Origin of the sequence: Rhizobium sp. R711, assembly GCF_002211365.1 — a bacterium.
Lineage (GTDB): Bacteria > Pseudomonadota > Alphaproteobacteria > Rhizobiales > Rhizobiaceae > Rhizobium.
In genome coordinates this window covers 166,614-185,194 of the sequence record NZ_LOKZ01000002.1, presented here as the reverse complement: position 1 = coordinate 185,194, position 18,581 = coordinate 166,614, and the positions used below count along the sequence as shown (strand labels likewise).

18 protein-coding genes are annotated in these 18,581 nt (G+C 59.4%); 14 read left to right on the top strand and 4 right to left on the bottom strand.

Going from position 1 to position 18,581, the window contains the following annotated elements; genetic code table 11:
• Nucleotides 1-15 precede the first annotated feature (15 nt).
• The 3 genes from ATY80_RS06525 to nuoH are packed head-to-tail and all read right to left on the bottom strand — an operon-like array spanning nucleotide 16 to nucleotide 2,078.
• The gene (locus ATY80_RS06525) at nucleotides 16-456 is read right to left on the bottom strand and encodes a CBS domain-containing protein (RefSeq protein WP_088691707.1); all 441 of its coding nucleotides are present in this window, start codon (nucleotides 454-456) and stop codon (nucleotides 16-18) included.
• Nucleotides 457-494: 38 nt separating this feature from the next.
• A complete protein-coding gene (locus tag ATY80_RS06520; protein WP_088691661.1) occupies nucleotides 495-1,061 on the bottom strand; it encodes an NADH-quinone oxidoreductase subunit I in 567 nt (188 codons plus the stop codon).
• A gap of 30 nt (nucleotides 1,062-1,091) precedes the next feature.
• A complete protein-coding gene (gene nuoH / locus ATY80_RS06515; RefSeq protein WP_088691706.1) occupies nucleotides 1,092-2,078 on the bottom strand; it encodes an NADH-quinone oxidoreductase subunit NuoH in 987 nt (328 codons plus the stop codon).
• Between the two features lie 209 nt (nucleotides 2,079-2,287).
• On the opposite strand from nuoH, the gene ATY80_RS06510 reads away from it, so the two are divergent.
• The 14 genes from ATY80_RS06510 to ATY80_RS06445 all read left to right on the top strand — a co-directional run bounded on the left by ATY80_RS06510 (nucleotide 2,288) and on the right by ATY80_RS06445 (nucleotide 17,315).
• On the top strand, nucleotides 2,288-3,175 hold the full coding sequence (locus ATY80_RS06510; protein ID WP_189637095.1) for a LysR substrate-binding domain-containing protein: 888 nt from the start codon (nucleotides 2,288-2,290) through the stop codon (nucleotides 3,173-3,175).
• A 259-nt stretch (nucleotides 3,176-3,434) separates the two neighbouring features.
• Nucleotides 3,435-4,142, top strand: coding sequence for a GntR family transcriptional regulator (locus ATY80_RS06505; RefSeq protein WP_088691660.1), 708 nt, complete (start codon nucleotides 3,435-3,437; stop codon nucleotides 4,140-4,142).
• A gap of 161 nt (nucleotides 4,143-4,303) precedes the next feature.
• The gene (locus ATY80_RS06500) at nucleotides 4,304-5,191 is read left to right on the top strand and encodes a dihydrodipicolinate synthase family protein (RefSeq protein ID WP_088691659.1); all 888 of its coding nucleotides are present in this window, start codon (nucleotides 4,304-4,306) and stop codon (nucleotides 5,189-5,191) included.
• A 1-nt stretch (nucleotide 5,192) separates the two neighbouring features.
• Nucleotides 5,193-6,539 (top strand): FAD-binding oxidoreductase, encoded by a 1,347-nt coding sequence (locus tag ATY80_RS06495; RefSeq protein WP_088691658.1) that lies wholly within the window; start codon nucleotides 5,193-5,195, stop codon nucleotides 6,537-6,539.
• Nucleotides 6,540-6,951: 412 nt separating this feature from the next.
• Nucleotides 6,952-7,668 carry a GntR family transcriptional regulator gene (locus tag ATY80_RS06490; RefSeq protein WP_088691657.1) on the top strand — a complete coding sequence of 239 codons (717 nt, stop codon included), beginning with the start codon at nucleotides 6,952-6,954 and terminating at the stop codon, nucleotides 7,666-7,668.
• A complete protein-coding gene (locus ATY80_RS06485; RefSeq protein WP_088691656.1) occupies nucleotides 7,665-8,579 on the top strand; it encodes a dihydrodipicolinate synthase family protein in 915 nt (304 codons plus the stop codon). Before ATY80_RS06490 ends, ATY80_RS06485 begins: the two co-directional genes overlap by 4 nt.
• Complete coding sequence (locus ATY80_RS06480; RefSeq protein WP_088691655.1) at nucleotides 8,572-10,089, top strand: aldehyde dehydrogenase; 1,518 nt, start codon at nucleotides 8,572-8,574, stop codon at nucleotides 10,087-10,089. Before ATY80_RS06485 ends, ATY80_RS06480 begins: the two co-directional genes overlap by 8 nt.
• A complete protein-coding gene (locus tag ATY80_RS06475; protein ID WP_088691654.1) occupies nucleotides 10,086-11,432 on the top strand; it encodes an FAD-binding oxidoreductase in 1,347 nt (448 codons plus the stop codon). Before ATY80_RS06480 ends, ATY80_RS06475 begins: the two co-directional genes overlap by 4 nt.
• Nucleotides 11,433-11,511: 79 nt before the next feature.
• A complete protein-coding gene (locus ATY80_RS06470; RefSeq protein ID WP_088691653.1) occupies nucleotides 11,512-12,363 on the top strand; it encodes a glycine betaine ABC transporter substrate-binding protein in 852 nt (283 codons plus the stop codon).
• 45 nt (nucleotides 12,364-12,408) lie between these two features.
• Entirely contained in the window at nucleotides 12,409-13,539 is a 1,131-nt protein-coding gene (locus ATY80_RS06465; protein ID WP_088691652.1) for a glycine betaine/L-proline ABC transporter ATP-binding protein, read from the top strand.
• Between the two features lie 23 nt (nucleotides 13,540-13,562).
• The gene (locus tag ATY80_RS06460; protein WP_088691651.1) at nucleotides 13,563-14,411 is read left to right on the top strand and encodes a proline/glycine betaine ABC transporter permease; all 849 of its coding nucleotides are present in this window, start codon (nucleotides 13,563-13,565) and stop codon (nucleotides 14,409-14,411) included.
• Nucleotides 14,408-15,256, top strand: coding sequence for an ABC transporter permease subunit (locus ATY80_RS06455; RefSeq protein ID WP_088691650.1), 849 nt, complete (start codon nucleotides 14,408-14,410; stop codon nucleotides 15,254-15,256). The genes ATY80_RS06460 and ATY80_RS06455 overlap by 4 nt, the downstream gene beginning before the upstream one ends.
• Nucleotides 15,257-15,264: 8 nt before the next feature.
• Nucleotides 15,265-16,263, top strand: coding sequence for a 4-hydroxyproline epimerase (locus ATY80_RS06450; RefSeq protein WP_088691649.1), 999 nt, complete (start codon nucleotides 15,265-15,267; stop codon nucleotides 16,261-16,263).
• A gap of 38 nt (nucleotides 16,264-16,301) precedes the next feature.
• Nucleotides 16,302-17,315 (top strand): GlxA family transcriptional regulator, encoded by a 1,014-nt coding sequence (locus ATY80_RS06445; protein WP_088691648.1) that lies wholly within the window; start codon nucleotides 16,302-16,304, stop codon nucleotides 17,313-17,315.
• Nucleotides 17,316-17,602: 287 nt separating this feature from the next.
• Here the strand turns inward: ATY80_RS06445 and ATY80_RS06435 are convergent, their stop codons facing one another.
• Complete coding sequence (locus ATY80_RS06435; protein ID WP_088691646.1) at nucleotides 17,603-18,553, bottom strand: sugar-binding transcriptional regulator; 951 nt, start codon at nucleotides 18,551-18,553, stop codon at nucleotides 17,603-17,605.
• Between the last annotated feature and the right edge of the window lie 28 nt (nucleotides 18,554-18,581).

The window sequence follows — 18,581 nt, the reverse complement described above, 5'->3', positions numbered from 1 at the left end:
CCCAGGCGTATCTTGTCAATGATAGCTGACCCCGCTGATGTAGTCGTGCAGATCCTGCTCCGTGCGCATCGCTTCCTCGAGCCTGTACTTGACCACGTCGCCGATACTGACAATGCCGACAATGGTCTCGCCATCCATGACCAGCACATGGCGCGTGCGCCGTTCGGTCATGATCGCCATTACAAGAGGCAGTAAATCGTCTGTCGAGCAGGTCGCCACCCGGCGGTTCATGATATCGCGGACGCGCATGGCGGGCGCTTCGGTTCCATATTCAGCGATCGCGTTGCAGCAGTCCCTCTCCGACACCGTGCCCAGGCATTCCCCCGGGGAACGACCGACAATGACGAAGCCGATGTTGTTTTCGCGAAACAGTCTCAGGACCTCCACCATCGTGTGGTCCGGTGCGACCGAGATGATCTCGGGAGACTTGCTATTCAAAATCTGGCACACATGCATCTGCGCCTCCTTTCTGCGCCCCACTTGCGGCTGGCGCGTCATCTTCTGCGGATATTCCGCCACCAGTTGTACCCTTGCGGCTCGCTCGTCTCGACCAGGACGTCGCGTTCTGTGTTCAGGCGCGCGGCGACCACGCCGCCGCCGGTCGCCGCTTTACCCGGTTTGGCGAGCAGATCGTCGCGTCCGATTACCAGGTCTTTCGAGGAGAAACTCGAGAATTCATACTGCTGGCCAAGCTTGATCGCGTCGGCCGGACAGGCATCCTCACATAGGCCGCAGAAGAGGCACCGGGCCGTGTCGATCTCGAATTTCGCCGGGTGACGGTTGCCCTTCTCATCCTCGTAAGGGACGACTTCGATGCAGTCGCAGGGACAAATCCGCGCGCAGAGTTCGCACGCCACGCATTTGATCTCGCCGGCTTCGTCGCGCGTCAGGAAGTGGTGCCCCCGGTAACGCGAGTAGGGCAGCCATTTTTCCTTGTCCGGGTACTGCATGGTCACCGGTTTGGAAAACATGTAACCGAAGGTCAACGCCAAAGCGTTCGCGAGGTCGGCGAAGAATGCCCAGCCGATCCAAGTTCCAATTCTGTCCTGTGCGTGCGACATCGCTGCCCCACTCCGGAGCCGCTTTGGCCCCTAAAAAAAGACAAGACCAGTGATGATTATGTTCGCCATCGACAGCGGAAGCAAGACTTTCCATCCGATCGCCATCAGCTGGTCGTAGCGATAGCGCGGGAAGGTGAAGCGGAACCACATGAACAAGTAGACGAAGAACGCGACCTTGAGCGCAAACCAGAGGAGCGGTGGCAAGGGGATGAGTACGCCGTTCCAGCCGCCGAAAAACAGGAGCACCACCAGGACCGAGACCAAAAGGACGATCGAATATTCGCTGATCATGAAGAACGCAAAGCGGATGCCGCTGTATTCGGTATGGAACCCGGCACCGAGATCGCCTTCCGCTTCCGCCAGGTCGAAAGGAATGCGCTGCGCTTCGGCCAATCCGGCAACAAAGAACACGAAGAATCCGACCGGTTGATAGACGATGTTCCAGACATCGGCCTGCGCTCGCACGATTTCGAGAAGGCTCATGGATTGCGCCAGCATCACCACGCCGATCACCGCGAACCCCATTGGGATCTCGTAGCTGATCATCTGCGCGCAGGTCCTGAGGCTGCCAAGCACAGCGTACTTGCTGTTGGCTGCCCAGCCACCGAAGATGACACCATAGACCTCGATCCCGAGCACAGCGAAGACGAAGAGAAGCGCCACATTCATGTCGGAGACGTAAAGGGAAATCTCCTTGCCGAGCACCGAGATGGATTCGCCAAAGGGGATCGCGACGAACACCACGAAGGGCGGAGCAAGCGCTAGGATCGGAGCCACTTTGAACAGGAAGCGATCAGCCTCGGCCGGGATGTGGTCCTCTTTGGTCAAGAGTTTGATTCCGTCCGCCACCGGCTGCAGCAGCCCATGCCAGCCAACGCGCATGGGTCCCATCCGTTGCTGCATGTGTCCGGCGATCTTGCGTTCCAGCCAGGTGAGCGGCAAGGGCAACAGCAGCAGCATCGCAATCAGCAACGCAACCTTGAAGACGATCAATCCGATGGCGAATATGAGTTCCATGATCCGCAGCGGCTTCATTGACAGGTTAAAACACGCGACCGGACTTTAGCTCCGGTTATCCGCAAGTCAGACCTCAGGATACAGCGACCACGCGCCCCATACAATCCGTCGCATCTCACATCATCTGCGGCTAACGGCTTGCAGGTATTAGGCCGCGGCATTAATTCTCACGCTCACATAATGAAGAGTAATGCGGTGAGGGTTTTGCAATGCAGTTTCGCAGGCGCTTGCCGTCGATGACGGCGTTGATCATGCTGGAAGCGGTCCTTCGCCGGAAGAGCTTCACCATCGCGGCCGGCGAGCTCGGGGTTACCCAGGCGGCCGTAAGCCGGCAAATTGCGTTGCTTGAAGAAGAACTCGGTCAGCCAATGTTCTTGCGCAAGCATCGCGCGATTGAGCCGACTGCTGCGTGCCTGGTTCTGGGGGCCTCCCTTGCGCAGAGTTTCTCCAACATTTCCGACGCGATCGATGCCATAAAGGGGGCGGCCCAGGATGTCGTCACCATTGGCGCGACCGTGGCTTTCTCATCGTTCTGGCTACTTCCCCGGCTCGCCGATTTTCGCGCCCAGAATCCCGGCATCCAGATCCGCGTCGTTTCCCAGGATGCAAAGATCGATCTGGATAGCGGGACTGTCGATCTCGCCATCCGCTTCGGCCTGCCTCCCTTCAGCGACGCAACGGTGATTGCCTCGCGCGGGGACGTGATTATGCTTGTCTGCTCGCCGGAATACCTCAACCGGCGCGGCAACGGCCCATTGTCGGCGACTGACGAGTTCATCGAGACTGATGCGGAGGACCGGTCATGGCTTTCCTGGGGCCAATGGCTGGAAGAACTTGGCGTGCAGTTCGAGGTCACGCCTTCTCTTCGTTTCAGCCACTATACCGAGACGATATTCGCCGCCCGCGCGGGTCAAGGAGTTGCGCTCGGCTGGGGCACTCTTGTTCAGACGTTTCTTGATGACGGCACGCTCGTTGCTCTCGATGAGACCAGACTGTCACCGGAGGGCCGGTACAATGTTTTGCTGCCGTTGAAGTCGAGAAGGACCGTGGCAATCAACCGGGCTGCGTCGTGGCTCACTGCCGCACTTCATGCATGATCGTTTCCCCTTCGGGTAACTGCAGGAAACAGGATGACGACCATTGCTTTGGGCAGGGCAATTCCATCGAGAATGAGGCGGCCAGTCTCTGCCCAGTCCTTCGGAACGGCAAGCCAGCATCACTGCCATCACCTGCGGACCAGTCACTCTCCTCTATAGCAGCGGTTCGAAACTCTCTGGAGCATCGTCCCAAATAAGAGATGGCGACATCTTGACTGTCTATCATATGTCTACGTAATGTCTTCCAAAAGGAGCACCAATGAACGGCGCAATGATTTCCGAGCATGCGAACCTCGACCGCAAGGCCAGCTTGGGCCTTGCTCTGCGCCGCCGAATCCTGACGATGGAGCTTGCTCCGGGCGCAATTCTGGACGAAGTGGCGCTGAGCGAGGAGTTCGGCCTGTCGCGTCCGCCGGTTCGCGAACTGATGCGTCAGATGGCCGGCGAAGGCTATATCGAACTGGAAACCAACCGCGCTGCGCGGGTCAGCTCGATGAGCTACCAGTCGCTGCGGGATTTCTTTCTTCTGGCACCGATGATCTACATCACCGCAAACAAGCTCGCCGCCGAGAACCGCACCCGGGCGGAGCTCGATGTTCTCAAGCAGATCCAGCAATCGTTCCAGACCGCGATCGATGAGAACGACGTAGAGGGTCGCGTCTTCCACAACGATCAGTTTCATCGCCAATTGGGCGAGATGGCGCACAATGTCTACCTCGTGCCAAGCCTACGCAGGCTTCAGATCGACCATGCCCGGATCGGGAAGATCTTCTACAAGCATCCAAATACGCCCCGCATGCAGGAAGAGCTCGAACTGGCCTCCCAGCAGCACGAGGAAATGATCGGAGCCATCGAACAACGCGATGTCGATGCCGCGGCTGAGCTTGCGCGCCTGCATCTCGAACTTTCTCGACGAAACATGGCCATGTACGCGGCCCCTGAAGGTCTGGAAACGCCCGCATTTTAAGGATCGAGTTCGAGACGTCACCAGCCCGTTTGCGGGTCTCAGATTCTGAAGACGTGGGGCGCGCGCGCTCCACGTTCGATGCTGGCGCCGAATCTATGCCTACACGCAGCTCAAGGCCATAGGCTTGAGCTTCCGATACTTAACGCGGGAGGACCCACCGAATGCCAGACTTCCAGTTTCCAGGCCTTAATCTTGCGATCGCCACGCCGTTCGACGACGCGGGACGCATCGACTATAGCAGGCTCGAACATAACATTGAGCGATATCTCGCAGCAGGTGTCCGCAGCTTTCTATTGAGTTCCGGAACGGGTATGCACGTCTATCTTTCCAAGGAAGAATCCGAAGCGCTGATCAAGCGGGGCGCGCGCATCGCGAATGGTCGCGCCAAGGTCCTCGCCCAAACTTCCGCCCTTCTCGTCGAGGATGTTGTCGAGCGCACAGCGCGCGCCCGCGATGCCGGCGCGGAAGCGGTGATGGTTCTTCCGCCGTTCTTCGAAGGACCGACCGATGATCGCGGTATCCTCGATTTCTACGCCGAGGTCGCCAAGGCCGGCCTTCCAGTGATCGGCTACAACGTACCGCACGCGGTCGGCGTCGCGATTACGCCTGAGCTCTTGATCAAGCTCAGCGAAATTCCCGGCTTTTGCGCCGTCAAGGACAGTGGCGGCGACCTTGGCAAACAGGCGGAGCTTGTTCGCACCGGCAAGTTCGTCATGAATGGCGCTGACAGCCTTGTCCCATACGCGCTCTATGCCGGCTGCCACGGCCTGATCTGGGGAGGAGCGAATTTCGCGCCGAAAACATGCCTTTCAATCGTGGCCGCCGCCGCGAAGGGCAATTGGGTCGAGGTTCGCGAACTGTGGAAGCTGCTTGAGCCGGCGATGGCCCTCATTTCAAAGGGTGACTACGTACAAACCGTTTACGCTGCTTCCCAACTGACCGGCTACGGCGCCGGATCCCCACGAAAGCCCTTGCGCGGCCTTTCTGCCGATTGGATCCCGGCGGTCCGGCAGTCCCTCGATACGCTCATCGAGCGGGAGGCGATATGACATGCTCTCCGGTTCCAAAGACGTCTTTGTCGCGTCGAAGCTTCCGAAAAGTGCTGGTGTTTCGGGCTGGGTGGCGACCCTTCCACCGCGCACGCCACGCCCGGCGCTGACGGGATCGGTTATCGCGGACATCGTCATCATCGGCGGCGGTTTTGCCGGTCTTTCGGCAGCCCGGCGCATTTCGCGCCTGGATCCTTCTGCCGGCGTTGCAATCCTGGAAGCAGGGGTTGTCAGCGAAGGACCTGCAGGCGCGAATTCGGGCTTCATCATCGACCTTCCGCACGAGGTTTCCTCCGACGATTTCAGCGGAGAAACCGAAAACAAGTTCAAACAGTCGGTGCTGATCCAGCGCTCGGCGATTGCCTTGGCCGCGGAGATGGCAGAGGAATACGGGTTAAGCAGAGACATTTTCGACCGCTGCGGGCGCTACAGCGTTGCGATAAGCCCTGAAGGCGACAGGCACCTTGCAAATTACGCCGAGCAGCTTTCAAGGATGGGCGAGGATCATCGGTTGCTGAGCGCCAGGGAGATCGGCACCGTGACCGGATCGCTCGCTTACACCTGCGGTCTCTTCACACCCGGCACGGTCATCATACAGCCGGCCGCCTACATTCGCGCGGTTGCCGACGGCCTAAACGACCCGATCAGGCTTTTCGAGCGAACACCTGCACTTTCGTTTGAACGCCACGAGAGCGGCTGGCTCGTCAAGACACCACAGGGATCCGTGCAGGCGGAAAAGATCATTCTGGCGAACAACGGGCATGCGGAGAGCTTCGGTTTCTTCCGCGAACGTCTGCTCCATATCTTCACTTATGCCTCGCTTACCGAGGAATTCGATCCCTCCCGCCTTGGCGGACAACGAAAGTGGGCGGCAACACCCGCCCTGCCCATGGGAACGACCGTTCGTCGCATCAACACCGGGAGCGGCGACCGGATTCTGGTGCGCTCACGTTACAGCTACAATCCGGGCATTGCGGTGAATGACGCGGCGATAAGGCGCGCCGGACGCCTGCATGACGCGAAGTTCGGCCACCGCTTCCCCGACTTGTGTGGGGTGAAGATGCAATATCGCTGGGCGGGCGCCATGGCCATTACACGCAACCATGTCCCAGCCTTCGGCGAAATCGAACGCAACGTATTTGCCGCATGCGGCTGCAACGGCCTTGGAGCCTCGAACTCGACAGCATCCGGGATCGCGGCTGCCGAACTGGCTCTTGGATACGACACCGAGCTTGGCCGGGTCTACGCACGACTGGCTGCGCCGACACCATGGCCACCACAGCCGTTTGCAACGATCGGCGCGAAGCTGCACCTTGCATATCGCGAATGGCGCGCAGGGGCCGAGTGAGCAGGGCTCGCCATAAACCTCCGGAAAAGTGACGCACACGATATCGGGCGTCATCAGCCTAGGTTTTGCTCTGGAATGCGCGGGGTTCGCCAATCCTTGCCACCCAAACTTCCATCTCTTTCGGATTGGATGTGCCCACGGCCATAGCTGCGTGGCGCCTGATCCCGGACTCCGCAGCTTGTCCAATGCCGAGTTCGCCTCCGGTTCCTTTCATCCAGCCTTGATCCGCGGTGACGCGAAGCGAAACCGTCGCGACGGAATCGCTAGCTATTTCAGGCCGTTAACTCAGCTTCATCCAAAATTGTATTCCGTCAGAACTTTTGTTGTGTACGCAAAGTACACAATTTATTGACAGCATATTAGATGCGTGCCATGTTTCTGCCATGGCGCAACCAACGGCGTGGAGTAACGCATGGCGAAGACCGTCAAGGCCAACCTGTACGAAGACCTGAAACGTGAAATTCTGACGATGGAGCTCGACCCCGACGCCGATCTCGACGAAGCCAGTCTGAGCGAGCGCTATGGCCTTTCTCGAACACCGGTGCGGGACATCTTTCGTCGGCTGGCAGGCGAAGGTTATGTCGATATTCGCGAAAACCGCGGCGCACGCGTCATTCCGATGAACCACGCCACGCTGCGAAACTTCTTTCTGGTCGCGCCGATGATCTATGCGGCCATTGGTCGATTGGCGGTCCAGAACTTCAAATCATCACAACTTGCGGATTTGAAGCAGACGCAGGAACGCTTCCGCAGGGCCAGCGAAAACCGCGACGCCTTGGACATGGTCCTTGAGAACAACCGCTTCCACGAGATCTTCGGCGAGATGTCGGCAAACGTCTATTTGCAGCCAAGCCTTGGTCGCCTGCTCATCGACCATGCCCGGATCGGTCACACCTTCTTCCGGCCGAAAAACGAGGACATGAAGCGCCGGCTTCAGCAGGCGGTCGAACACCACGACGCCTTCATCGAAGCGCTGGCGGCGCACGACGAGGATGCCGTCGTCGATCTCGTCTTTGAACATTGGGAATTGTCCCGCGAGAACATGGAGATGTTCATCGCGCCGCAGGGACTTAAGGCGGACGTCTCGATCGGCGGTCCGGCTCTCAGAACATTGGAGAAATCACAGTGAAATTCGAGGGGATCTACACCCCGGCCATCACGCCGCTCGATCAAAGCGGACAGATCGACCGGAAGGGCTTTTCTGCCGTGCTGGAAACGCTGATCGAGGCCGGGGTCCACGGGATTATCGTTGGCGGGTCGACGGGCGAGTACTACGCGCAGACAAGCCAGGAACGTTTTGACCTCGCTTCCTACGCGAAGGACGTTATCGGGAGCCGCTTGCCTCTCATCATCGGAACGGGCGCCACACGGACGGAGGATTCGGTCGAATACGCGAAGGCCGCCAAGGAGATCGGCGCCGATGCGATCCTCGTATCCACGCCTCCCTATGCGCTTCCGACGGAGCGGGAAAACGCCGTTCACGCGCTGACCGTCGATCGTGCGGCCAACCTGCCGATCATGCTCTACAACTACCCCGCCCGCATGGGTGTGATGATGGGCGAGGAATATTTCTCGCGCGTCGGCAAGTCGAAGAATGTCGTCGCCATCAAGGAAAGCTCCGGCGACATGGGCAACCTTCATCTGCTCGCCAGGAAATTTCCGCATATCGCCCTTTCCTGTGGCTGGGATGACCAAGCGCTCGAATTCTTCGCATGGGGCGCAAGAAGCTGGGTTTGCGCCGGCTCGAATTTCCTGCCGCGGGAGCATGTCGCTCTCTATGAAGCCTGTGTGGTCGAGAGGAATTTCGACAAGGGGCGCGCGATCATGACCGCAATGTTGCCACTGATGGACTTCCTCGAATGCGGCAAGTTCGTCCAGTCGATCAAACACGGCTGCGAGATCATCGGCCTTGAGGCCGGCCCGGTGCGCGCGCCGCTTCGCCCACTCAACTGCGAAGAAAAACGAACACTCCAGACCGTCGTTGCCACTCTGAAGCGCACGGTCGGCCAGATCACGTCGGGAGCCAATCGTCATGCATGAACCCTTGACCTTAGCCGAATACAAAGCGATCGCCGCCGGTCTTCAGTTCCCGACGAATGCTTTCGTTGATGGAGCCTTCCGTCCGGCCAATTCCGGCAAGACGTTCAAGACCACCAATCCCGCGACCGGCGAACATCTGGCCGAGGTCGCGGCCTGTGACTCAAGCGATGTCGACTACGCAGTCCTCAAGGCAAGAGAGGCGTTCGAGGATGGCCGCTGGCGTCAGCTATCGCCCGGCGAGCGCAAGGAGACGCTCATCAAGTTCGCAAAGCTGCTTGAAAAAAATCGCCATGAGCTCGCGGTCATGGAAAGCCTCGACAGCGGCAAGCCGGTTCGCGAGTGCCAGACGGTCGACGTACCCGACACTATTCACACCATTCGTTGGCATGCCGAGGCAATCGACAAGCTCTATGACAATACCAATCCGGTCGGCCCCAATGCGCTGGCGATGGTCGTACGCGAGCCGATCGGTGTCGTCGGCTGCGTGTTGCCTTGGAACTTCCCCCTGCTGATGCTCGCCTGGAAGATTGGGCCGGCGCTGGCGGCCGGTTGCTCGGTCATCGTCAAGCCTGCGCAGGAGACGACGCTGACGACGCTGCGCGTCGCCGAACTTGCTCATGAAGCTGGCATTCCGGCCGGTATCCTCAACGTCGTCACCGGCAGCGGCCGGGAGGTCGGTGAACCGCTCGGCTTGCACATGGACGTCGATATGGTGGCCTTCACCGGCTCGACGCCGACCGGGCGCCGCTTCCTGCACTATTCCGCCGATTCCAACCTCAAGAAGGTCGTACTCGAATGCGGCGGCAAGAACCCGGCCGTGGTGCTGGAAGACGCCGAGGACCTGGATCTCGTCGCCGAACAGGTGGTCAATGGTGCCTTCTGGAACATGGGCGAAAACTGCTCAGCCAGTTCGCGACTGATCGTCCACGCCAAGGTTAAGGACGAGCTGTTGAAGCGCATTGGGGCCTATATGCGCGAGTGGAAGACGGGCGATCCGCTCGATCCGGAAAACCGCGTCGGTGCGCTGGTCAGCAAAAACCACTACGAGAAGGTCACATCCTTCCTCGACGACATCAAAAGCGAGAAGCTGACGATCGCGCATGGCGGCCAAACGCGTGGCGGCATCTTCGTCGAGCCGACGGTGGTCGAGGGCGTTACGGCCGCAAGCCGGCTGTTCAAGGAAGAGATCTTCGGGCCGATCCTGTCGGTGACGACGTTCAACACCATTGCCGAAGCCGTCGCACTTGCCAATGACACCAATTATGGCCTGACCGCGTCGGTCTATACCGGCAGCCTGAAGAACGCGATCCGGCTGTCGCGTGACATCCGGGCTGGATTGGTCACCGTCAACTGCTTCGGAGAAGGCGACGCAACGACACCGTTCGGCGGCTACAAGGAGTCCGGTTTCGGCGGTCGAGACAAGTCCATCTTCGCCCACGATAACTACTGCGAACTGAAGACGATCTGGATCGACGTTTCCGATCGCTCGGTCGACGAGACGATCCGATGACGAAGACTGTCGTCAGACGGCTGCCCGCTGAATCCGGTGTCTCCGGCTGGGAGGCGATCAGCAACCGTATCGCGCCCCTGCGGACACTCGAAGGCAGTGTGGCAGCCGACTGGCTCATCGTCGGAGCGGGGTTTGCGGGGTTGTCCGCGGCCCGACGGCTCTCACAGATCCGGCCGAGCGACAAGATCGTCGTCATGGAAGCGGGAGAGGTAGCCAAAAGCACGGCTGGCCGAAATTCCGGCTACATGATCGATGTGCCGCACAATCTTTCAGCGGGCGAGTATTCAGGCGCGAGTGAGACGGCAACCGCCCTTGAGATTGCACAAAACCGCTTTGCGATCGATTTCGCAAAAAGCGCTGCGGACGAATATGGGATGTCCAGGGAGACATTCGACCCGTCAGGCAAAATCAATGCCGCGGCAACGGCCCGGGGAATGAAGCTGAACGTCAGTTACGGCGAGTCGCTTCGGCGCATCGGCGAAAAACATGTGTTCCTCGACCGATCGCAAATGCGCGAGCTGACAGGCTCCGACTACTACCTCGGCGGTTTGTACACCCCCGGTGCGGTCATGATCCAGCCTGCGGACTATGTCCGTGGCTTTGCGGCTGGCGTTGGGCAGACCGTGACGATCGTCGAGCGCTCGCCTGTCACGGAACTGCGGCGTGAGGGCGGGACCTGGACAGCCAAATCGACACGGGGCTCGGTTACCGCGCCGAAGGTCATCTTGGGGGTCAACGGGCACATCGAGGACTTCGGCCATTTTCGGGGTCGGCTGATCCATATATTTGCCTATGCGTCGATGACGGCTCCTTTTCCGGCGGATGATATCGCGCATGCCGTATCTGGGCAGGACAGGTGGGCGTTGCTGCCGGCTGATGCCATGGGCGCAACGGTTCGCAAGATCACCTCGAACGGGCTTTCACGTATCGTCCTTCGCACAAAATACACCTACGACAGGACGATCGCTGTCACCGACAAACGCCTGGCCAAGCTCGCGGCCGCCCATCGTCGGTCGCTTGATGCGCGTTTTCCGAAATTGGCGGAGTTGCCGTTCCAGCACAGTTGGGCCGGCCGCCTGTGCCTCAGTCGCAATCACGTGCCGGCCTTCGGCGAAATCGACGAAGGCCTGTTTTCGGCGTGCTGCGAAAATGGCCTTGGAACCGTGAAGAGCACGCTTGCCGGTGTGCTCGCAGCCGAGCTTGCGACCGAAACGGGCTCAGAACTACTCGACAAATACATGGATCATCCGGCGCCCACGAGACTGCCGCCCGAGCCGCTTGCGTGGCTGGGGATCAATTCGGTGATCAAGTTGCAGGAATTGCGTGCAGGCCGCGAGGGATGACCCCTTGCCGCGCAATGTGAAGACTGAGCCCACCGCAAGTCTTCAACGAGAATGGGAACGAAAACTAGGAGTAAGAACAATGAAGACTTTGTGGAAAGCGCTCTGCGCCGCCGCGATGGTCGGGATCAGCATCCTTCCGGCTCGCGCGGAAGAAAAGACGATCAACATGGGCACGATGTCATGGGAAGATCTGACGCCCATCACCGGAATCACCAAGAAGGTTCTTGAAGACGCCGGCTATACCGTCAAGGTGACCGAGTTTTCCGAATGGGGCATTGCCTATGCCGCTCTTGCCAAGGGCGACATACAGGTTCTCACCTCGCAAACGGACTATGTCGCCCAGGACTACTGGAACAAGAACAAGAACCGTCTGGAAAAGATCTCGCCTGTTTCGCACGGCCTCTATCAAGGGATCGCGGTTCCGAAATACGTGCCAATCGACTCTTTGGAACAGCTCAATGAAAACGCCGACAAGTTCGGCGGCAAGATCATCGGCATCGAGCCGGGCGCCGGCCTGATGCGTGACTCCGCCAACGCCGTCAAGGACTACGATATCAAGCTGCAGCTGGTCGAAGGCAGCACGGCTGCGATGACGGCGGCCCTCAAATCTGCCTATGACCGCAAGGAGTGGATCGCCGTCACGATCTGGGAGCCTTCGTGGATGGTCCAGAAATACGAGGTGAAATACCTCAAGGATCCGAAGGGCGTCTTCCCGCCGCCGCAGAGCTACTACTGGATCGGCAAGAAGGGCTTCTCCGAAGAAAACCCGCACGCCCGTGAAGTCATGGCCAGCGTCTACGTTCCGATCGCCGACATCACCGCCATCAACGGCGAGGTCAAGGACGGCAAGACGATGGATCAGGCTGTCCAGGGCTGGGTCGCAGCGCATGCCGACCTGATCAAGCGTTGGGAAAACATCAAGAAGAACTAACCCGTGCAGGGCCGTCCGACCCGGTCGGACGGCCCTTGAAGCCCAATGAGAGAAGCCAGCGCCAATTGGCTCAAGGGGATCGCTATGAAAGCCGCAAACGCCGATACCAATGAAGTCCTGATTGATTGCCAATCCCTCTGGAAGGTTTTCGGGGACAAGTCCGCCGCCGCCATGAGATCGATTACCGAGCGTGGACTGGGCAAGAAGGACGTGCTGAAGGAGTTCAACTGCGTCGTCGGCGTCTCGAACGCCAGCCTGCAGGTACGGCGTGGCGAGATCTTCTGTATCATGGGCCTGTCGGGCAGTGGAAAGTCGACGCTGATCCGGCTGCTGAACAAGCTGATTACCCCAAGCTCCGGAAAGGTGCTTGTCAAAGGCAGGGACATTGCCGCGCTCTCGCCGGTCGAACTGCGGCAGATGCGTGCCAAGAACATCGGCATGGTGTTCCAAAGCGTTGCGCTGCTTCCGCATCGTACAGTGCTCGAAAACGCGGCCTTCGGCCTGGAAGTTCAGGGCATTCCCAAGCTCGAGCGGAATAAGACCGCCAAGGCCGCCTTGGAAACGGTGGGCCTGGCAGATTGGGTTGACCGATACCCGAAGGAATTGTCCGGCGGCATGCAGCAGCGTGTCGGCCTTGCCCGCGCGCTTGCCTCCGATCCGGAAATCATCCTGATGGACGAGCCTTTCAGCGCACTCGATCCGCTGATTCGCCGACAGCTTCAGGACGAATTTCGCCAGCTCACGAAGTCGCTTGGCAAGTCCGCCGTCTTCATCACCCACGATCTCGACGAGGCGATCCGCATCGGTGACCGCATCGCCATCATGAAAGATGGCGTCATCATCCAGACAGGGACTGCCGAGGAGATCATCCTCAATCCAGCGGACGACTATGTCGCCGAGTTTGTGGCGGGCATATCGCGGCTGCATCTGATCAAGGCGCATTCCGTGATGCACAGCGTCAGCGAGTTTCAACGCAGCGAGCCACACTCCGACGTCTCGTCGCTGCTGCGGACCACTTTGGATGCCGACATCGACGAGTTGATTACGCTGACCATGCAGACAGACCGCGACGCCATTGCCGTCGTCGACAACAACGAGGTCGTTGGCGTGGTCACACCGCGCAGCCTCCTCATGGGCGTCAAGGGTACCTCCAACAACGATCGCGCGGTCGCCTGACCGCTGAACGGGAGCTGAGTGACATGGACGTTTCAAGCTTCACTGACACCTTCGACGAATGGACAGACGCCGCGCTTGAGTGGGTCAGCGAGAACGGAGAATCCCTTTTCGATTCCGTCAGATGGGTTCTCGAGGGACTCTACGGTGGAATCCTCTGGCTGCTGCAGCTTCCGCCGTTTTATGTCGTCGCAATCGTGTTTGCGCTGGTGGGCTGGCGGTTGGTGAACGCCTGGTTCGCTATTCTGAGCGGCGTTGCGCTGCTATTGTGCTTTTCCATGGGGCTCTGGCCAGAAACGATGAGCACTCTGGCCCTGGTCTTGACGGCAACGGTGCTCGCACTCGCGATTGGTATCCCTGTCGGGATCGCAGCAGGTTTCTTCACGGCTTTCGACCGCTTCATGGAACCGGTCCTGGACCTGATCCAGACGCTTCCGCCATACATCTATCTGCTGCCTGCGATCGCCTTGCTGGGTTATGGTCCAGCGACAGCCCTTATCGCCACCATCGTCGTTGCCATGCCGCCGGCCATCCGGCTGACCTCGCTTGGAATCCGTCTGACGCCCCGGGAGTTCATCGAACTTGGTGAGGCAAGCGGAATGCGGCCGGGCCAGATGTTCTTTAAAATCCGCCTGCCGTTTGCCCTTCCCAGCATCATGGCTGGGATCAACCAGAGCCTGATGATGGCGTTCGGCATGGTCGTGATCGCCGGCATCGTCGGCTCGGGCGGCCTTGGAGAGACGATCTATGGCGCAATCCGCACACTCGACATCGCGACATCCATCAATGGCGCGATCGCAATCGTCGTGCTGACGATGGTACTCGACCGCATCACACAGAGCGCGGCTCGGCTTGGAACAGGGAGGCAGTCATGAACCCATCGGTCTTGCAGTTTTCGCCAGGCGCTTTCCTCGCTCCGGCGGTTGACTGGCTGAACACCAACCTGCATCCGCTGTTCGCCGCGATCAGCTATTTGGTGGAGGCAGTCCTGTCGGCACTCGAGGCCACGCTGCTGTTCGTGCCGCCTGTTGTTCTGATCGGTACCGTCGTCGTTGCGGCATTCCTCGCGGTGAACCTGCGAGCGGCAATCCTTGCAGGTCTCTGTCTGGGGTTTTGCCTGATCGTCGGATTCTGGACGGCATCAATGCAGACGGTTGCACTTGTGACAGTCGCCGTCTCGATCTCGGTGCTCATCGCGTTTCCCGTTGGCGTCCTCTGTTCGCGTTACAAGACCTTTGAAGCGGTCGTACGGCCAGTGCTCGACGTCATGCAAACCGTTCCGCCGTGGGTTTACCTGATCCCCGCGGTGATGATCTTCAGCCTTGGGCGGGTACCGGCGATCATTGCCACGATCGTCTACGGCATACCGCCGATGTTGCGGCTGACGACCTTGGCATTCAACCAGGTGCCGCGCGAGTTCGTGGAGCTTGGCAGTGCAATTGGTGCCCATCCTCGTTCGGTGCTATGGAAGATCGAAATTCCGCTGGCCAAGCAGACATTGTTGGTCGGCCTGAACCAATGCATTCTCCTTTCGCTGGCCATGGTCGTTCTGGCGGGCCTGGTTGGAGCAGGTGGTCTTGGCGCCGAGGTGACGCGTGGCCTGACCCGCATGGAAATGGGACTGGGTTTGCGCGCAGGACTGGCGATCGTGGCGGTCGCGCTGCTGCTCGACCGGTTGAGCCGCGGTCTTCTTGATCGCAACCCACCTCGAGCGACCTGAGGGAAGATATGAGAAACACCTTCTTCTGCATCGACGCCCACACATGTGGAAATCCGGTGCGTCTCGTTGCCGGCGGCGGCCCGCTGCTCCCACACGTCCCGATGGGCGAAAGGCGCGAGCTTTTCGTTCGCGACCACGACTGGGTGCGCAAGGCCTTGATGTTCGAGCCCCGTGGGCATGACGTCATGTCAGGAGCGATCATATATCCCGCCTATCGCAACGACTGCGATTTCGCTGTCCTATTCATCGAGGTGAGCGGGTGCCTGCCCATGTGTGGGGCTGGAACGATCGGTGTCGTGACGGCCGCGATCGAGGAGGGGCTGGTGAAGCCTCGCACACCGGGGCAAGTTTCCATCGAAACGCCGGCGGGACGGGTCGACGTCTCCTATGAGGAAAAGAATGGATATGTGGACTCGGTGCGCCTCTATAATGTGCCGAGTTATCTGCACGAAGCGGATGTTGCCGTCGACGTGCCTGGGATAGGGCGCCTGGTTGTCGACATTTCCTATGGCGGCAACTACTACGCCGTCGTCGAGCCACAGGAGAACTGGGCAGGACTTGACGGTATGACCACAGCCGAGATCGTCGGATTCAGCCGGGGGCTGAGAGAAACCCTCGCTCACATATGCGACCCGATCCATCCGGAGGATGGGAGAATTCGCGGCGTTCATCATGCGATCTGGTGCGATCGTCCGGTCAATGACCAGTCGGATGGCCGATGCGCGGTATTTTACGGAGACAAGGCGATAGACCGGTCACCTGGCGGAACCGGCACCTCGGCGCGAATGGCGCAGTTGCACGCGAAGGGACGGCTTGCCACCGGCTCTTCTTATCGACATGAGAGTCTCATCGGGACAGTGTTTCAGGGCAAGGTTGAAGGGGATGTTGCCATTGGTATGTATAAGGGCATCCTTCCAAGCATCGGCGGCTGGGCTCGCCTTGTCGGTCACAATACAATCTTCGTCGATGATCGCGATCCGCTTGCACATGGCTTTCAGTTAAGGTGAATGTCGGTCGAACGCCGCCCCGTATCAAGGAGATCGAGATGCAACCAGAAGACCATCGGCAAGGAAACGCCGTCGGCAAATCCGCCGGCCGTCTAAAGGTTGGATTTGTGCTTGCTCGATCCTTTACGCTTTCAGCCTTCGCGCTTTTCGTGGATACGCTGCGGCTTGCCAGCGACGAACATGATCGTTCCGGACGCGTGCTGGCGGACTGGCAAGTGCTTGGAAGCACGCGGCATCTGATTACATCAAGCTGCGGGGTCCAGGTGGCGCCGACCTCCGATTTCGTAGATCCGACGAGGTTCGACTGCATTGTCGTTGTCGGAGGTCTCCTCACAGCGGAAAACCCGGTCGATCAGGACACGATCACATTTCTGAAGCGCGCGGATGCCGCCAGGGTACCCTTGATCGGCCTATGTACCGGCACCTTCATCCTTGCCGATGCTGGCCTGATGAGGAACCACGAGACATGCGTTAGCTGGCTCCACTACAAGGAGTTTAGAGAGCGCTTTCCTAATCTTCCTGTACGATCGGACAGAATTTTCAACCTGGACCGACAACGCGGCTCATGCGCCGGCGGCAGTAGTGCAGCCGACGTCGCAGCCGTCCTTGTCCGGCGTTATATCAGCCGCGAGGCTGAACGACATGCGCTGGAAATTCTACAAATCGAAAAGGCGCGGTCTGCGGGCGACATTCAGCCTCGGCGCCCGCTGCACGACGAGTACGAAGACAATCGCGTCAAGGCCGCGATGATCCTTATGGAGCAACATGTCGAGGGAGGCATGACCATTCTCAAGCTTGCGGCTTCGGTTCGCCTGTCGCGGCGTCAGCTCGAACGATTGTTTTTGGAAAAGGCGGGCATGTCTCCTGCAAAGGCTTACACGCGCGTGCGAATGGAAAGGGCAAAGGCCCTGCTTCTGCAATCAAAGGCGTCCCTGATCGAAGTCGCTCTTGATGTCGGCTACGAGAACGCATCTCACTTCACGCGCACCTTCAAGCGCATATTCGGCCAAACGCCCACTCAACTTCGAGCCTCTGGACTACGGCTTCACTAGACAGCGCAATCGTCGATGCTGTGCGGGAACGACGAGATTTTAGAAGTTGCCGCGCTGCGAAAGGATCTCTCTGGAACATTGTCGCTCATCGAGACCATCCAAGAGAAGTTCCCGACTTTCGTGCAGGACGGGCGCGCCTGCCTTCGGTCTACGTATACGTACCGGAACAGGCGCAAGCTGCCAGTGACCAACGGCTGACAGCGATGACGAGCCTCGTCTCCTGCGATGTCTATCCTCAAGCCACAGCGGGACTGCGACATGCGATTTCCGCAGCATTCTGACTTGACTTAGTCGATCAGGCGCTGGGCGGTGAACTTGTCCGTCACCAGCGTGTCAATCACGCCCACTCGAAGTGCGCCGGCAATAGCGGCGGTCTTTTTCGAGCCGCCTGCCAGGGCAATCACTCTATCGACACGCTCAAGCTCTTCGAGCGGGAGGCCGATGACGCGCTCGTCCAATGGCGTTTTGACGGGTTTACCGTCCTTGTCGAAGAAGCGCAGCGAGATGTCGCCCACAGCACCGGCTTCCGCAAGGTCGGCGAGTTCGCGCGACGAAAAGATGTTTCCCGAGCGCGCGAGTAGCTCGGACGGCTCAACGGCGCCGATACCGACGATCGCCAGCGAAATGCTTCCGAACAAGTCCATTGTCTCGCGAACAAACGGATCGGCCTGCATCAGAAGTTTTGCCTCGCGCGACGAGGTGACGCCCTGGACCGGAAGAAGCTTCGGCTCAGCGCCCGTTAACCGTGCCAGTCGTGTGGTGAGCTGCGTTGCGTGGGTCTGCACCGAGGGATCGCCCATGCCGCCGAGCGTCTGAACGACATACTTCGCCTGCGCACTCTTTTGAGGATGAATGTTTTCCACCATCTTGAAGATGGTCTGGCTCCAGCTCGAAACGCCGATGATCTCACCGGGCGCCATCGTGACTTCGAGTAGATGAGCGGCCGCCTCGCCAATCCTGGCCATGATCGCTCCGTCGCGATCTTCGGTGCATTCGACGACGATGGCTTCCGGTAGGTCGTATGTCTCGCGAAGCGCGCCCTCGAGCTCGCTATAAGTCCCCACGGGAGGGATGACGCTCGTGCGGACGATGTCTTCGGCCTCGGCGCGCTTCAACATCCGGGAGACTGTCGCCTGAGACAGCCTCAGGTGCTCGGCGATTTCCGCCTGGCGTCGGCCCTCGATATGATACATCTGGGCCACTCTTGAGATGAGGCGGAGTTCGTTCAGGCGAGTCATCGTGAATCCCAGAGTGAATTTTTATTCA

Bases quoted from the DNA above. Each gene is read 5' to 3' on its own strand.
- ATY80_RS06460 (WP_088691651.1), top strand. From the start codon at position 13,563: ATGGACGTTTCAAGCTTCACTGACACCTTCGACGAATGGACAGACGCC.
- ATY80_RS06455 (WP_088691650.1), top strand. From the start codon at position 14,408: ATGAACCCATCGGTCTTGCAGTTTTCGCCAGGCGCTTTCCTCGCTCCG.
- ATY80_RS06475 (WP_088691654.1), top strand. From the start codon at position 10,086: ATGACGAAGACTGTCGTCAGACGGCTGCCCGCTGAATCCGGTGTCTCC.
- ATY80_RS06495 (WP_088691658.1), top strand. From the start codon at position 5,193: ATGCTCTCCGGTTCCAAAGACGTCTTTGTCGCGTCGAAGCTTCCGAAA.
- ATY80_RS06445 (WP_088691648.1), top strand. From the start codon at position 16,302: ATGCAACCAGAAGACCATCGGCAAGGAAACGCCGTCGGCAAATCCGCC.
- ATY80_RS06435 (WP_088691646.1), bottom strand. From the start codon at position 18,553: ATGACTCGCCTGAACGAACTCCGCCTCATCTCAAGAGTGGCCCAGATG.
- ATY80_RS06520 (WP_088691661.1), bottom strand. From the start codon at position 1,061: ATGTCGCACGCACAGGACAGAATTGGAACTTGGATCGGCTGGGCATTC.
- ATY80_RS06480 (WP_088691655.1), top strand. From the start codon at position 8,572: ATGCATGAACCCTTGACCTTAGCCGAATACAAAGCGATCGCCGCCGGT.
- ATY80_RS06505 (WP_088691660.1), top strand. From the start codon at position 3,435: ATGAACGGCGCAATGATTTCCGAGCATGCGAACCTCGACCGCAAGGCC.
- ATY80_RS06470 (WP_088691653.1), top strand. From the start codon at position 11,512: ATGAAGACTTTGTGGAAAGCGCTCTGCGCCGCCGCGATGGTCGGGATC.
- ATY80_RS06510 (WP_189637095.1), top strand. From the start codon at position 2,288: ATGCAGTTTCGCAGGCGCTTGCCGTCGATGACGGCGTTGATCATGCTG.
- ATY80_RS06490 (WP_088691657.1), top strand. From the start codon at position 6,952: ATGGCGAAGACCGTCAAGGCCAACCTGTACGAAGACCTGAAACGTGAA.
- ATY80_RS06450 (WP_088691649.1), top strand. From the start codon at position 15,265: ATGAGAAACACCTTCTTCTGCATCGACGCCCACACATGTGGAAATCCG.
- ATY80_RS06465 (WP_088691652.1), top strand. From the start codon at position 12,409: ATGAGAGAAGCCAGCGCCAATTGGCTCAAGGGGATCGCTATGAAAGCC.
- nuoH (WP_088691706.1), bottom strand. From the start codon at position 2,078: ATGGAACTCATATTCGCCATCGGATTGATCGTCTTCAAGGTTGCGTTG.
- ATY80_RS06525 (WP_088691707.1), bottom strand. From the start codon at position 456: ATGCATGTGTGCCAGATTTTGAATAGCAAGTCTCCCGAGATCATCTCG.
- ATY80_RS06500 (WP_088691659.1), top strand. From the start codon at position 4,304: ATGCCAGACTTCCAGTTTCCAGGCCTTAATCTTGCGATCGCCACGCCG.